The following is a 14,597-nucleotide window of genomic DNA, read 5'->3' on the forward strand; positions in this document are numbered from 1 at the left end:
GCGGCGCGCCGGAAAATGAGACGATGACCACACTCGATCAGGGCAACGCGACCCGGTCCCGGATCCTGGCCGCGGCTCGCGACCTGTTCGCCGAGCGGGGATACGCCGCCGTGTCGCTCGCCGACATCGCGGCGGCGGTCGGCCTGACCAAGACGGCGGTCGCCTACCACTTCCATCCCAAGGACCGGCTGGCGGCCGAGATCATCGCCCCGGCCGCCGACGACCTGCTCACGCTGCTCGGCAGCGAGTTCTCCGGCCACCGGGAGTTCCTGCGCGCGTTCACCGCGTTCGCCGTACGGCATCGCGCGGTGATCCGGCTGCTCACCGAGGACATCGACGGCGCCGACAGCGCCCCTCCCGGATCCCCGGGCGAGGCGATCAGGGAGTTCGGCCGGGAGCTGTTCGTTCGCCTGGCCGGGCCCGACCCCTCCCCCGGCAGACGCGTACGGGCCTGGGCCGCCCTCGGCGCGGTGCAGTCCGGTGTGGTGAAGACCATGGACGTGCCCGCCGACGTGGTCGAGGAGACGCTGGCCGCCGCCGCCGTGGCCGTGTTCGAATCTTGATATACCGATCCCCTTGCGATCACTCGAAGAGCGCGTCACATTTCGTGTGAACGTTCAACCTTTCCGCCGCGTCCATAGGAGACACCAGCGGGACGGATGCGAAGGGAGTGACGGCCAGCCGTGGACTTACCGGCCGTCGGGGAGGGCCGCGCGGGCGCGCTCGGCCAGGTGGTCTCGGCCCTTTCGAAGACGCCGCGGACCGTCCTCGTCCTCGGCGAGCCCGGCATCGGGAAGACCCATCTGCTCGGTGAGGCCGCGGCGCGGCTGAAGGGCTTCCGCGTGCTCCGCGGCCAGGCCCGCGAACTGGACGGCGGGCGCGCCTACGCCCCGCTCGTCGAGGCGCTCGGGGCGTTGGGCGGCGAGGCGGCCGACGTCCTGTCCGACCTGCTCGACGCGATGGACCAGGCCGCGCTCGGACACCCGGCCGCCGCGCCCGGCGCGATGGCCGCCCGGCTGCTGGAGTCGCTGCCCGGCCCCACCCTCCTCGCCATCGACGACCTGCACCTGGCCGACGCCGACACGCTGAGCGTGCTGCGGGCCCTGCCACGCCGCCACGGCGCCGTCGCGATCCTCGGCACCGCCCGCCACCCTCCCCCGCTCGACGTGGACCTGTCGATCCGGCTCCAGCCGCTGACCATGACCGAGGTCGCCGGCCTGGTCACCACACTGCTCGGCCGTACGCCGAGCGACACCGTCCTGCGGCGGATCCACCTCGCGAGCCGGGGCAACCCGTGGTTCGTGCAGGAGGCCGTGCTGGCCCTGGTGCAGGGCGGCGCCCTGCGCTCGGCGGATCCGGGGGCGCGGCGCGGCGCGATCCTGAGCCGGCTGTTCCAGCGCGACCGGGGCGGACGCGACCTCGCCCGCGTGCTGGCCGCGCTGTCGCGCACGAGGGAGGCCGCCGATCTCCCCGCGCTCGCCGAACTGGCCGGGCTCGACCCGGATCAGGCCGAGCGCGCCTTCGAGGCGCTGGTCAGGGACGGCGTGGTCACCAGGAACGGCGACGGCTACGCGCTGGCGCACCCGCTGGTGGCCGAGGCGCTCTACGACGACCTCGGCGCCTCCGGCCGGCGCGAGGTGCACCGCCGCATCGCCGACATGCTCGAACGCGAGGGGCTGACCGGGACCAGGCGAGTGCTGGAGTGGGCCACTCACATGGCCGAGGCCGGACCGCCCGCCGAGGCCCTGCCCGCGGTGCTGCGCGCGGCCGAGCTGACCCGCTGGACCGCGCCGCTGTCGGCGGCGCACTGGTACGGCAAGGCCGCCGAGCTGTCCCCCGAGCCCGGCGGGCTGCTGGCCAGGCAGGCTCTCGCCTATTGGAAGGGCTCGCGGCCCGCGCTGGCGCTGAACTCGGCCCAGCGCGCGCTCGCCGTGCTGCCCTTCGGGCGCCGCCGCACCCGCGCCGCGTACACCGCGGTCGGCGCGGCCCACGCGATGGGGTGGTACGAGGTGGCCCTCGACGTCGCCCGCCGCCAGATCCCCAGGGCCGACGACGCCTCGGCGCTGCTCGCCCAGCAGGCGCTGGTCAGCGCGGAGATGGGCCGCCCCAGCAGGGAGGCCGCCCGGCGGGCCTGGGAGGGCCTGGCCGACTGCCCGCCGCAGGACCGCGCGACCACGGTCGGATATCTCGCCATCCACGCGCTCGTGCAGGGCGACTGGGCCGAGACGGGGCGAGCGATCGACGACCTGCTCACCTTCGCCGCCGCGCTGCCGCCGGGCGCCCGGCTCGCGTCGCTGGAGTCCGCGGCGCACGTGCTGGCGATCGCCGGGCTGCGCTCCCGCGCCGTCGAGGTGCTCGACCAAGCCGAGCAGATCCACCGCGGCCTCGGCTGGCACGACATCGCCGGACAGCATGTACGGACCACGGCCGTGATCCGGCGGATGGGCGGCGAGTGGACGCGGGCGCTGGAGGAGATCGCGGTCGCGGGCCGGGCCCTGGCTGAGGCAGGCCTGCTGGAGAACCTCGCCCTGCTGCGCAACATGGAGCTGGACATCCTGCTCGACCAGGGCAGGCTGGACGATGCCGCCCGGGTCCTCGCCGAACCTCCGCCCGGCTCCGCGCTCCAGCAGGGCATGCGCTGCGTGTTCCGCGCGCGCCTGGCGCTCGGCCGGGGCGACATCGCGGCCGCGCGGCGCGAACTCGACCGCGCCCTCGCCTACGAGGTGCCCGAGGTGGTGCATCGGGCCCTGGCGGTCAAGGTGCTGGTGATGGGAGCGGCGGGCGACGACGCCGGCTGCCGGGCGGCGGCCTCCCTGCTGGACGATCAGTCGGCGAACGGCACCCCCCGGGCCCGGCTCGCCGCCGACCTCGCGGTGGGGTGGGCGTTCCGGGATCGCGCGCGGACGGGTGCGGCGCTGGAGCGGGCCCGCGCCGACGGTCTGCCGTTCGAGGAGGCCCGGGCCCGGCTGGTCCTCGGTGCGCTCGGCGACACGATGCAACTCCCCCGCGCGCACGCCATCTTCACCCGGCTCGGCGCGGCGCCCTGGGCGGCGCTGTCCGAACGCCGCCTGCGGGAGGCCGGGCTGGTCCCCGAACCGGCGGGCCGCCTCACCCCCGGCGAGCGCCGCGTCATCGAACTGGTCGCCGACGGGTTGAGCAACCCTCAGATCGCCGAGGAGCTGCACTACAGCCGAAAGACCGTGGAGGTCTATCTCACCCGCGTCTACGCGAAGACCGGCCTGCGGTCGCGCGTCGAACTCGCCCTGGCCGTCGAACGCGGCGAGCTGTGAAGCGGTTGTGGCTCCACGTTTGCGCTGGTGGGGGCTTGGATCGACAGTGCGTTCGAGATAGGCTTGGGGCACCCGTTACAGGGTGAGCAGCCCTTACAGCTGAGCTTAGTGGGCGGGCCCTCGGTGGCCGTACGCCGTGTGTTGAGCCGAGTCTGCGTGAAGGAAGTCCCGGTCCGGGCGGCCGGGAACCGTTCAGTTTCCTTCGTCTCCGCTCCCGGGGGTCACGCCGTGTCCGCGCCGCTATCGCCGCCCGTTCTCGCGCGGCCGTCCTCTCGTAGTGGGGGCGGGGCACCGGCGGCGATTCCCGAGGGGCTGGCGGCGATGCCGCCGGGAGCCGAACTCGCGCAGATGCTGGCCGACATCGACGTGGAGCAGGTGTCGGGGTTCGACACCGTCGAGGTGCTCAAGGCCGCCTACCGCCAGTCCTGCCACGACCGCGCGCGGTTCCTGCACGCACTGCTGGAGGTCGGGCTCCGCGAGCAGTTCAGTGGCGACAGCGTGGTCCGCCTGGAAGTGCCTGACGAGTTCGCTCCCGATGAGGCGCGGGCCGCGCTGGCCTGGTCCCGCCGCCGGGCGGACTCGGCGTTCGATCTGGCGTGGAACCTGCACCGCCGCCTCCCCGTTCTCGGCGAGGCCATGCTGGCGGGAGAGCTGGACGAGCCGCGGGCGGCGGCCTTCATCCGCTGGACGAGCGGTTTGACCGACGCCCAGGCCGGCTGGGTCTGCGAGCATCTGATCGGTCGCGCCCCGGGCTGGACGGTGGGAGAGCTGATCGAGCACATCCAGCGTCTGGTGCTGGCCATCGACCCCGATTGGGCGGAGAAGCGCTATAGGGAAGCCGTGCGCAGACGCCGCGTGGTCGGCATGCGCAACGACGACGGCACCGCGACGGTTTCTGGTCTGGATCTGCCGCTTGATCGGGCGGTGGCCGGATGCGAGCGCATCGACGATCTGGCTCGCGCATGCAAACGCGCTGGAGACAACCGTCCCGTCGACCACATCCGCGCCGATCTCTTCCTGGGTAGCCTGGACGGCAGCTTCGAGGGCCTGTCCGACACCGAGATCGTCGCTCACGTCCGCACCCACCCCTTCGTGGACTTCACCCCCTCCGACGCCCCAGCCGACTCCTCTGGCATCCGCCCCGCGGACCAGGCCGCCGAGCCGACCGCCGAGCCCGTCGACAACGCCGCCGCCGAGCCCGGTGACGCGACCGATGACAAGGCCGATGACAAGGCCGATGACGCGGCCGGCGGCGAGACCCCTGACGAGCCCCGCAGCGCGAGGCACCCTGAAACCCGCAGCCAGACACGCCCTGGGGCGCGCAGTGAGGTCGGTGAGTCGACCGGTGTACCCCACGGCGAAGCCCGCAGCACGGGGCAGGACGAGACATGCGGAGGAGCCGACGAGGTATGCGGAGGGACCGGCGAGGGGGCGTCCGAAGAACCCGCCGAGGAGTCCGGCGAGCGAACCTACGAGCGGACCGACAAGTGGACCGACAAGTGGACCGACGAGTGGGCCAGCGGTGCGACCGGCGACAAGACCGGTGACGACGACGAGAGCGCCCCCGCCGACACCCGCAACGATCATCCCAGCCAGGAACTCCGCCACGACTGGGGACACAAGCCCAGCCAGAGAGCCGAGCAAGACCACCCACAGCGACACGGACACAAGCCCAGACAGGAACCCCGGCACCACCGGGGACACGATCACGGGCAGGGACTGCGGCAGTGGCTTGAGCATGCCGATAGGCGGCCCCTCACGGCGCAAGCATGCTCGGCGCAGACGTCGTCGGCGCAAGCATGCTCGGCGCGGGCATGCTCGGTGCGGGCATGGTCGGTGCCGGAGATACGGGTGGAGCTGACTACCCTCCTTGGTCTCGATGAGCACCCGGCCCATTTGCCCGGCTGGGGCATGGTCCACGCCGCCCAGGCCCGCCGGATCGTCGCCTCCATGCTCGCCGGGCAATGGCGCTATGTCGTCTGTGCCGACAATGGGCATCTGCTCCTGACCGGCATCACCGGGCGGCGCCCCTGCTCGCCCGCCCAACGACCTGCACGCGATGCGCGAGGTGGCGGCATCGTCGAGCTTCAGGTCACCCTCTCCCACCTTCGCGAACTGGCCGCCGCACCCCCCGCCACCGGCGTCTGGGCTCCGCTGGTCGCCGACCTGGCCCGCCATGCCCAGCTCGCTGAGACCGGGCAGCCGGACACCGGCCGCCCCGGCACTCGTTCACGTGACGCGGCGGAGTCGGCCGAATCTGCCGGTAGGCGGCATGCCGGTGCGGCCTTACGCCGATACGTCCAGATTCGGGGTCGGGTCTGCTCCTGGCCGGGCTGCCGCATGCCCGCCACCCGGACCGACCAAGACCACATCCATGCCTGGGCCGACGACGGCGCCACCACTGCCGACAACCTGCACCTGGCCTGCCGCCACGATCACCGCGCCAGGCACCTCGGCGGCTGGCGGGTCATCGCGACGGGACCCCACCTGATCGTCTGGACCAGCCCGCTCGGACACTCCTACCCCAGCCCGCTGCCGAAGATCATCCAGCCTGCCCCCGAACCCTGGCCCCGCAACTGGCCCGACGCCCCGCCCGGACGCCTGCCCGCCGACCTCACCGGAACGCCGGACACGATCATGGCCCCACCAAGCCCTCCTCCGCCCCACGCCGGCGGACGTCACGGCACGCCCAGCGGTGAGGCGGACGGCGAAGCCGGAGCCACTTCCTTCAACACCGACCTCGAGGTGCCGCCGTATTGAACGCCACCTGTCTCTGGCACCGGACCTCGGGACACCGGTGTCGATGGCTCGGCTCCCGAGCGGGACCACCGAAACCGGCATCGCCGCCGGTCACATGGATCACACTGGTCTCCGGGCCGACAGGTGTCGCAAGGGTGGGCGCGAGTGGGCACTGGTCGCAGAGGTTGCAGGCGCTGGGGTCGGCGGGCGTCGCACAGGTCGGCACGGGTCGCACTGGCTGGCAGGGATCGCAGGTGTCGCAGGGATCGGCACGGGTCGCAGGGGATCGGCACGGACATTAGGGATCTCCCTACTGTGCACCGTCCGCCCAAAGGATCAGGCTCTTGACCATGGAATCACCGATCCTTTCGTACGCCGACGAGGTCTGGCGTGGTTCGGTGCGCCCCGAGGACGTGCCCTACGCGGAGCTGCGCCGCGACGGAGTGCAGGAGATCGCCTACGGCGTGGGAATGTGGCCGGCGTGCGGCAACGTGTACGTGGTCCGTGGCGAGGACGGGCTGGGTCTCTTCGACACGGGCGACGCCCACGAGGCCGAGCAGTCGTACCGCGCGATCAGGAAGTGGTCGGCCGAGCCGCTCAAATACGCGATCTTCTCCCGCAGCCGAGCCGACCGGCTGGCCGGGATGGAGGAGTTCGATGCCGAGCCGGGCCCTCGCCCGCTGGTGGTGGCGCAGGAGGGGCTGGCCCGCAGGCTCGCACAGCAGGGCAGGACGGCCGGATACAACGCGATCGTCGACCTGCGCGAGCAGGGCTTCCCCCGGATGGTCTGGCCACCGCCCCAGCGGCTCCCCGACCTGACCTACCGCGACCGGCTGTCCCTGTCGCTGGGCGACGTCACCTTCCAGCTCACCCACGCCCGTGGTGACACCGACGACGCCACCTGGGCGTTCCTGCCCGAGCGGGGCGTGCTGCTGACCGGCGATCTGTTCGCCTGGACGGTCCCGGGGGCGGGCGACCCGCAGCGAATCCAGCGCTATCCGGACGACTGGGCGGTGGCGCTGCGGGCCATGGCCGCACTCGACGCCGACCTGCTGCTCCCCGGGCGTGGGCTGCCGATCCGCGGGGCCGCCCGGGTGCGCCGGGCGCTCACCGACACGGCCGACTATCTCGACAGCCTGGTCGAGCAGACGCTCGATCTGATGAACGCCGGCGCCCGCCTGGACGAGATCCTGCACTCGGTCAAGCCGCCGCCCGCGCTCGCCGGGAGGCCCTATCTGCGTGAGCGCCACGACGAGCCCGAATTCATCGTGCGCAACATCTGGCGGCTGCACGGCGGCTGGCACGACGGCAACCCCGCCAACCTGAAGCCCGCACCGGACGCCGTGTTCGCTCGCGCGGTCGCCGAGCTCTCGGCGGGCGCGGCGTCGGTCGCGGGCCGAGCCGTCGCCGCGGCGGCCGACGGCGACCTGCGCCTGGCCTGCCAGCTCGCCGAACTTGCCGCGCAGGCCGAGCCCGAGAATCGAAGGGTGCACGAGATCAGGGCCCTCGTCTACGCGATGCGGGTCCAGCAGGAGCGCGGCTCGATCGCACGCGGCGTGTACGCCTGGGCCGCCGCCGAGTCACGCAGCAAGACCACCGGCATGGATCTGCTCGACGTCTACCACGACGTCGCCGAGGGCCGGATGTGGTGGCTGCCGAGCAAAACCAACTGAGGCGACCGAACCGAGCTGGCCGAACTGGGCCGGCCGAACCGAGCTGACCGAACTGGGCCGACCGAACCGAGCTGACCGAGCCGAGCTGGGCCGGCCGAGCGGTCGGCGGGCGCGTGGAGGGGAGCGCCCGCCGGCCCTGCCGGTAGCCTTCTTTCCGTGCTCGAACAGATCACGGCGACCCGGTACGTCGCGCCCCTGCGCGAGGGCGGGTCGCTGCCCGGAGTCGTCGAAGCCGACGACCTCGGCACGTACGTCGTCAAGTTCCGCGGTGCGGGGCAGGGGCGGCGGGTGCTCGTCGCCGAGATCGTCTGCGCCGAACTCGCCAGGCGGCTCGGCTTCGCCACGCCGGAGCTCAAGGTCATCGACCTCGACCCGCAACTCGGCGTCCGAGAGCCCGACGAGGAGATCCAGGACCTGCTCACCGCGAGCGCCGGGCACAACCTCGCGATCGACTTCCTGCCCGGAGCGCTCGGCTTCGACCCGCTCGCCTGGGAGCCCGACGCCGAGTTCGCCTCCCGAGTGCTGTGGTTCGACGCGTTCGTCCACAACGTCGACCGGAGCTGGCGCAACCCGAACCTGCTCGTCTGGCATGGCGGAGTGTGGCTGATCGACCACGGCGCGGCCCTGTGGTTCCACCACAACTGGCCGACGGCCGACCCGCGCCGCCGGTTCGACGGCCGCGACCACGTGCTCGCGCCGTTCGCGACGAAGCTGGAGCAGGCCGACGCGGACCTGGCCGGGCTCGTCACCCGCCCGCTGCTCGACGAGGTGACCGCGCTCGTGCCGGACGAGTGGCTCGAGGACGAGCCGGGCTTCGCTGACGCGCAGGCCGTACGGCAGGCCTACACCGAGCACCTGCTCGCCCGGGTCGCCGGGCCCCGCGACTGGCTACCGGACCCCGACATCACCACCGCCGCCGCTTCCGCACCGCGCCGCGGCGAGCCGAACGCGACGATCGGCGGTTTCTGGCGTGCGGCGCGAGAGGGCGGCCGATGAGCGACCTGGACGTCTACGAGTACGCGGTGATCCGCGTGGTGCCCAGCGTGGAGCGGGGCGAACTGGTCAACGCCGGGGTCATCCTCTACTGCCAGCCGCGCGGCTACCTGTGCGCCCGGGTCGAGCTGGACGAGGCCCGGCTGCTCGCGCTGGGCGGGCCGGTGGACCTGCCCGGCGTACGGCTCGCCCTGGCCGCCTACGAGCGGGCGTGCGGCGAGGAGGCGGGCCCCCTGTGCGGGGAGCCGCTGGGCGCACGGTTCCGCTGGCTCACCGCGCCGCGCAGCACGGTCGTGCAGACCGGGCCGGTGCACGCCGGGCTGACCGGCGACCCCGCGGCCGAGCTGGACCATCTGCTGACCCGGCTGGTGCGACCGGCGCAGGCCGGCCTCAGCGCTTAGAACAGCACAGTCACAACAGCGCGGTCAGGACAACCGCTCAGAACAGCACCGGTCAGAACAGCACGGACATGAACGTGTCGACCTCCTGGAAGCCCACCTTGCGGTAGACGGCCCTGGCCGGGAGGTTGAAATCGTTCACGTAGAGGGTGACGACCGGGGCGAAGTACTTCAGCGCCTGCTCGACCACGGCGGCCATGCCGGCCGCGGCGTGGCCGCGCCCGCGCAGGTCGGGGTGGACCCACACGCCCTGGATCTGGCACGCCTGCGGCGTCACCGCGCCGATCTCGGCCTTGAAGACCACCTGGCCGTCGTCGATGCGCGCGTACGATCGCCCGATGCGGATGAGCTCGGCGACCCTGGACCGATAGAGCGCTCCACCGTCGCCGTTGTCCGGCGAGACGCCCACCTCTTCGGTGAACATCGCCACGCAGGCGGGCAGCAGGATGCCGAACTCCTCCGGGCGGACCCTCCGTACGAGCGGGTCCGGCTCGACGGCGGGCGCGGAACTCGTGGCCATGACCGGCTGGGCCCACCGGATCGCCCGAGCCCCGCCCCAGTGCGGCTCCAGCCGCTCCCAGAGCTGTTCGACGGCACCGGCCGGGCCGACGATGGACGAGCAACGGCGGCCCTGCTTGCGCGCCCGGTCGGCGAAGGCGTGTACGGCCTCGCGGGTGGCGTTCACGGGCACCAGGTTGGCGCCCGCGTAGCACAGGGACACCAGCCCCCCGCGGGGGCCGTAGCCCCACATCTGACCGCCGAGCCGTGAAGGGCTGAGGCCGACGGCCCTGACCCGGGCCGCTACGAACACGTTGGCGACCGGATCGGTGTCGAGGAGCGCCAGCACCTCGTCACGATCGCTGTCGTCGAGCACGCGCGACGCCGATGTTCGCAGCATCACGGGCCCAGCCTACGCGAACGGTTCGCGTTTGGGAGGTATCGGCCCGGCCGGGCTCACCGCCGCACGGCCGAGACGTGGGACGCCGTTCCCGGCGCACCCGCCGCCACCTTCATCAGCGCGGCCCGCGGCTCCGGCTCGCCCGGGCAGGTCGCGTCGGCGCCCCGCGTGCCCTTGCGCTGCGGCAACAGCGCCGCGTCCCGCAGGTAGGCCGCCAGTTGACGGTCCACGCAGGCGTTCCCGGCGAGCGACACGCCGTGGTTGCCGCCGCCCGAGGTGAGCAGGCGCGCGGTCGGGAACAGGCGGCGCATGCGCAGCGCTCCCTCGTACGGCGTGGCGGCGTCGCGCTCGGCCTGGATCAGCAGGACGGGCGGCAGGTGCGGCGTGCCCACCTTGACCGGCGTGCCGCCCCTCTCCGGCCAGAAGGCGCACGGCGCGTTGTAGACGGCGTTGGGCCAGGCCATGAACGGCGCCTCGGCGTGCGCCCGGCGGGTGTCGGCCCGCCAGCGGTCCCAGGACCGGGGCCAGGCCGCGTCGCGGCACTCCACACCCAGGTAGACCGCGTAGGAGTTCTCCTCCTCCGCGTCGATCTCGGCCTCCAGGTGGAACAGCTTCACCAGGACCGAGGGGTCGCCGTTGCGGACGTAGGACGAGAAGGCCGCGCCGAGGTACGGCCACAGCCGGTCGCTGTAGGCGCCGTTGGAGAAGACGTCGTCCAGTTCGCTCGGGCCCACGACCCCGCCCGCGGGCTTGTCGTGCAGGCGGGAGCGCAGGGAGTACCACGCGAAGGACACCGCCGCCTGCGTCTTGCCCAGCTTGTAGACGTCGTCGTGCTCGGCCACCCAGGCGAGGAAGTCGCGGTGCCGCCGGTCGAAGCTGTGGTCCTGGGCGATGTTGGCCTCGTACCAGACGCCGTCGGGGTCCACCACGCTGTCGAGCACCAACCGGCGCACCCGCTGCGGGAACAGGGTGGCGTAGACCGCCCCCAGGTAGGTGCCGTACGAGTAGCCGAGGTAGCTGATCTTCTCCTCGCCGAGCGCCGCGCGCACCGCGTCCATGTCCCGCGCGGAATTCTCGGTGGTGAGGTAGGGCAGGAACCAGGCCCAGCGGTTGCCGCAGCCCTCGGCGTACTGTCTGGCCCGGTCGACCAGCACCTGCTCCTCGGCGTCGTTCTTCGGCACGTTGTCGGGACGGGGCGGCGCGTAGAAGCGGGCCGGGTCCACGCACGACATGGCGGGCTGGCTGGGCGCCACCCCGCGCGGCGCGAAACCGATGATGTCGAACCGCGCCGCGACGTCCTTGGGCAGCCGTGCCGCGGCGTATCTGGCCAGGCTCAGCCCCTCGCCGCCCGGCCCGCCGGGGTTCACCAGCAGCGCGCCGAGGTGGTTGCCGTCACGTGAGGCGGTGCCCTTGATCCGGTTGAGCGCCAGCGTGATCTGCTGGCCGTACGGCTCGCGGTAGTCGAGAGGGACCCGCAGCTCCGCGCACTCCTGCACCGGCTCCCGCCGGTCGGCCCGGCGGGCCGGCCGGGTCGGCCGGGCCGAGCCGAGGCCGAGCAGGCCGCCGGAGGCCGACTTCGTCTCCGGCGGGCACTGCTTCCATTCAAGCGGACGCTGCGGCGGCCCCCAGTGCCCCGTCCGGTCGGATCCGGCGGCCACCCCTTCCGGTCCGACCAGCCCGGCGACCAGCGTCGCGATGCCCGCGACCACACCAACGACCCGCTTCACCGCATTGCTCCTCTGCTTCCGAACAGCAGAGGAAAGCTTCGCGACGTGATCGGCCGGGTACGCTGCGTACTACCCGATCATTGCCATTGTGTAGTCAGAGCATTGCTATGTGTAATGCCTGGGTCAGCGGACGACGACCTCCGGACCGGTGGCCTCGTCGTCGAGGTCCACGTCGACGCCCATCTCCTCGGCCAGGCGCAGGGCCTCCTCGATGAGGGTCTCGACGATCTGCGACTCGGGAACGGTCTTGATGACCTCGCCCTTCACGAAGATCTGGCCCTTGCCGTTGCCGGAGGCGACACCGAGGTCGGCCTCCCTGGCCTCGCCGGGGCCGTTGACCACACAGCCCATGACGGCCACGCGCAGCGGCACCTTGAGCCCGGTCAGCCCGGCCTGCACCTGCTCGGCGAGCGTGTACACGTCCACCTGGGCCCGGCCGCAGGACGGGCAGGAGACGATTTCCAGGCCGCGCTCGCGCAGGCCCAGCGACTCGAGGATCTGCGTGCCGACCTTGACCTCCTCGACCGGAGGCGCCGACAGCGACACCCGGATGGTGTCGCCGATTCCCTCGGCCAGCAGCGCGCCGAACGCCACCGCCGACTTGATCGTGCCCTGGAAGGCCGGCCCCGCCTCGGTCACGCCGAGGTGCAGCGGGTAGTCGCAGCGCTGGGCGAGCAGCCGGTACGCCTGGATCATGACGACCGGGTCGTTGTGCTTGACCGAGATCTTGATGTCGCGGAAGCCGTGCTCCTCGAACAGGGAGCACTCCCACAGCGCCGACTCGACCAGGGCCTCCGGGGTGGCCTTGCCGTACTTCTGCAGCAGGCGCGGGTCGAGCGAGCCGGCGTTGACGCCGATCCTGATCGGCACGCCGGCGTCGGAGGCGGCGCGGGCGATCTCGCCGACCTTGTCGTCGAACTTCTTGATGTTCCCTGGGTTCACCCGGACGGCCGCGCACCCAGCCTCGATCGCCGCGAAGACGTATTTGGGCTGGAAATGGATGTCGGCGATGACCGGGATCTTGGACTTCTTCGCGATGGCCGGCAGCGCGTCGGCGTCGTCCTGCGAGGGGACCGCGACGCGGACGATCTGGCAGCCGGCGGCGGTGAGCTCGGCGATCTGCTGCAGTGTGGCGTTGACGTCGGCGGTCAGCGTGGTGGTCATGGACTGCACCGAGACCGGCGCGTCCCCGCCGACGGGGACCGAGCCGACCATGATCTGACGTGACACCCGCCGCTTGGCGATCGGCTGGGTCCGTACGGCGGGAATCCCGAGATCAACAGACATTTCTGCACCTTGTGTAATAGGCGACACCCGATGGAGGGGCCCTCCCAGTCTAAGGAGTGCCGGGAGGGCGGACGGCCCGAAACCTTTTCACGACGAATGAAGGTTTCATGACCCGCGCCTGAAGGTAGAGCCGTCACCTGCACGGACGGGCGCCGTGGCCGCGGGTGGGTGGGCAGGCGGCAGAGGCCGACCTAAAGTCCGAATCGCGTGAGCGCTCTCGCACCACCTGGTCGGTTAGTCAACGGCTGTCCCCCCGGGCCGACGTGCTCGCGCCGTCGGCGGTGCCGTGCTGCACCACGAGTGCGGCAGCCATGACCACGCGAAAGGGTAGCCCGTGGGTAGACCACGAAGAAAACCAACGAAAGCGACGATCGGGCTGATCGTCGCCGCGCTGTCCGCCCTCGTCTCCGCCGTCGTGCTCGCCTCCCCGGCGTCCGCGCACGGCGCGATGATGACGCCGGGCAGCCGTACCTACCTGTGCTGGAAGGACGGCCTGACCCAGAACGGCGCCATCCAGCCGAAGAACCCGGCCTGCGCGGCCGCGGTCGCGAAGAGCGGGGTCAACGCGCTGTACAACTGGTTCGCCGTGCTGCGGTCGGACGGCGCGGGCCGCATGTCCGGCTTCATCCCGGACGGCCAGCTGTGCAGCGGCGGCGCCGTCGTGTACGACTTCAGCGGCTTCGACCTCGCCCGCAACGACTGGCCGGTCACCCACCTCACGTCCGGGGCGACCATCCAGATGCGGTACAACAAGTGGGCCGCCCACCCGGGCACGTTCCGGTCGTACATCACGAAGGACTCCTGGAGCCCCACCCGCCCGCTGGCGTGGAGCGACCTGGAGTCCACGCCCTTCGACAGCGTCACCGACCCGCCGAGCGTCGGCTCGCCGGGCAACGCGGACGCCTACTACTACTGGAACGCCAGGCTGCCGTCCGGCAAGTCCGGACGCCACATCATCTACTCGGTGTGGCAGCGCTCGGACAGCAACGAGACGTTCTACAACTGCTCGGACGTCGTCTTCGACGGCGGCAACGGCGAGGTGACCGGCGTCGGCGACCCGGGCAACCCGCCCACCAGCCCGAGCCCCAGCCCGGCCGTCTCCCCGTCGGCGTCACCGTCCCCCGCCACCTCGCCCAACACCTCGCCCAGCCCGAGGGTCAGCCCCTCGGCGTCTCCGACCGGCGGCCCCGGCGGCTGCTCGGCCACCTACAAGGTCGCCAGTTCGTGGGGCAGCGGCTTCCAGGGTGAGGTGACGGTGAAGGCCGGCTCCTCGTCCATCGGCGGCTGGACCGTCAAGTGGACCCAGCCGAGCGGCGTCACGATCACGCAGGTCTGGAACGGCACGCTCAGTCAGTCCGGTAGCGACGTCAGCGTGAAGAACGTGAGCTACAACGGCAGCCTGGGCGCCGGCGCCTCGACCACGTTCGGCTTCCTGGCCAACGGGTCGAGCGGCAGCACCCCGTCGCTGACCTGCTCGGCGGCCTGACCCCGCCGGCCCGCGGCGCGGCCCGCCTGACCCGGGTCGCGCCAAGGGCAGGGAGTGTCTGGCACATGCTGCCCGTTGCGAGCGGGGTCCAGGTGGATGCATCGCA

10 protein-coding genes are annotated in these 14,597 nt (G+C 72.2%); 7 read left to right on the forward strand and 3 right to left on the reverse strand.

All coding sequences use genetic code 11. The annotated features are described in order from the left end of the window. Nucleotides 1-23 precede the first annotated feature (23 nt). The 6 genes from IL992_RS13780 to IL992_RS13805 all read left to right on the forward strand — a co-directional run bounded on the left by IL992_RS13780 (nucleotide 24) and on the right by IL992_RS13805 (nucleotide 9,096). The gene (locus IL992_RS13780; protein WP_193203731.1) at nucleotides 24-563 is read left to right on the forward strand and encodes a TetR/AcrR family transcriptional regulator; all 540 of its coding nucleotides are present in this window, start codon (nucleotides 24-26) and stop codon (nucleotides 561-563) included. 120 nt (nucleotides 564-683) lie between these two features. After that, nucleotides 684-3,290 carry an ATP-binding protein gene (locus IL992_RS48350; protein WP_193203732.1) on the forward strand — a complete coding sequence of 869 codons (2,607 nt, stop codon included), beginning with the start codon at nucleotides 684-686 and terminating at the stop codon, nucleotides 3,288-3,290. A 348-nt stretch (nucleotides 3,291-3,638) separates the two neighbouring features. After that, on the forward strand, nucleotides 3,639-6,050 hold the full coding sequence (locus IL992_RS13790; RefSeq protein ID WP_193203733.1) for an HNH endonuclease signature motif containing protein: 2,412 nt from the start codon (nucleotides 3,639-3,641) through the stop codon (nucleotides 6,048-6,050). Between the two features lie 329 nt (nucleotides 6,051-6,379). Further along, entirely contained in the window at nucleotides 6,380-7,702 is a 1,323-nt protein-coding gene (locus IL992_RS13795; RefSeq protein WP_193203734.1) for an alkyl sulfatase dimerization domain-containing protein, read from the forward strand. 156 nt (nucleotides 7,703-7,858) lie between these two features. Further along, nucleotides 7,859-8,698 carry a HipA family kinase gene (locus tag IL992_RS13800; RefSeq protein ID WP_193203735.1) on the forward strand — a complete coding sequence of 280 codons (840 nt, stop codon included), beginning with the start codon at nucleotides 7,859-7,861 and terminating at the stop codon, nucleotides 8,696-8,698. Beyond that, complete coding sequence (locus tag IL992_RS13805; protein WP_193203736.1) at nucleotides 8,695-9,096, forward strand: DUF3037 domain-containing protein; 402 nt, start codon at nucleotides 8,695-8,697, stop codon at nucleotides 9,094-9,096. The genes IL992_RS13800 and IL992_RS13805 overlap by 4 nt, the downstream gene beginning before the upstream one ends. A gap of 52 nt (nucleotides 9,097-9,148) precedes the next feature. Here IL992_RS13805 and IL992_RS13810 read toward each other — a convergent pair whose 3' ends face one another. The 3 genes from IL992_RS13810 to ispG form a co-directional block, all read right to left on the reverse strand. Beyond that, nucleotides 9,149-9,991: a GNAT family N-acetyltransferase gene (locus IL992_RS13810; RefSeq protein ID WP_193203799.1), complete on the reverse strand. Its 843-nt coding sequence runs from the start codon at nucleotides 9,989-9,991 to the stop codon at nucleotides 9,149-9,151. A 56-nt stretch (nucleotides 9,992-10,047) separates the two neighbouring features. Beyond that, nucleotides 10,048-11,718: an alpha/beta hydrolase gene (locus IL992_RS13815; protein ID WP_193203737.1), complete on the reverse strand. Its 1,671-nt coding sequence runs from the start codon at nucleotides 11,716-11,718 to the stop codon at nucleotides 10,048-10,050. 123 nt (nucleotides 11,719-11,841) lie between these two features. Next, the gene (ispG, locus tag IL992_RS13820; protein WP_193203738.1) at nucleotides 11,842-13,005 is read right to left on the reverse strand and encodes a flavodoxin-dependent (E)-4-hydroxy-3-methylbut-2-enyl-diphosphate synthase; all 1,164 of its coding nucleotides are present in this window, start codon (nucleotides 13,003-13,005) and stop codon (nucleotides 11,842-11,844) included. A gap of 334 nt (nucleotides 13,006-13,339) precedes the next feature. Between ispG and IL992_RS13825 the strand changes: the two genes are divergently transcribed. After that, entirely contained in the window at nucleotides 13,340-14,491 is a 1,152-nt protein-coding gene (locus tag IL992_RS13825; protein WP_319018530.1) for a lytic polysaccharide monooxygenase auxiliary activity family 9 protein, read from the forward strand. The last annotated feature ends 106 nt before the right edge of the window (nucleotides 14,492-14,597 follow it).

This window comes from Microbispora sitophila, assembly GCF_014892245.1.
Classification (GTDB): Bacteria; Actinomycetota; Actinomycetes; order Streptosporangiales; family Streptosporangiaceae; genus Microbispora; species Microbispora siamensis.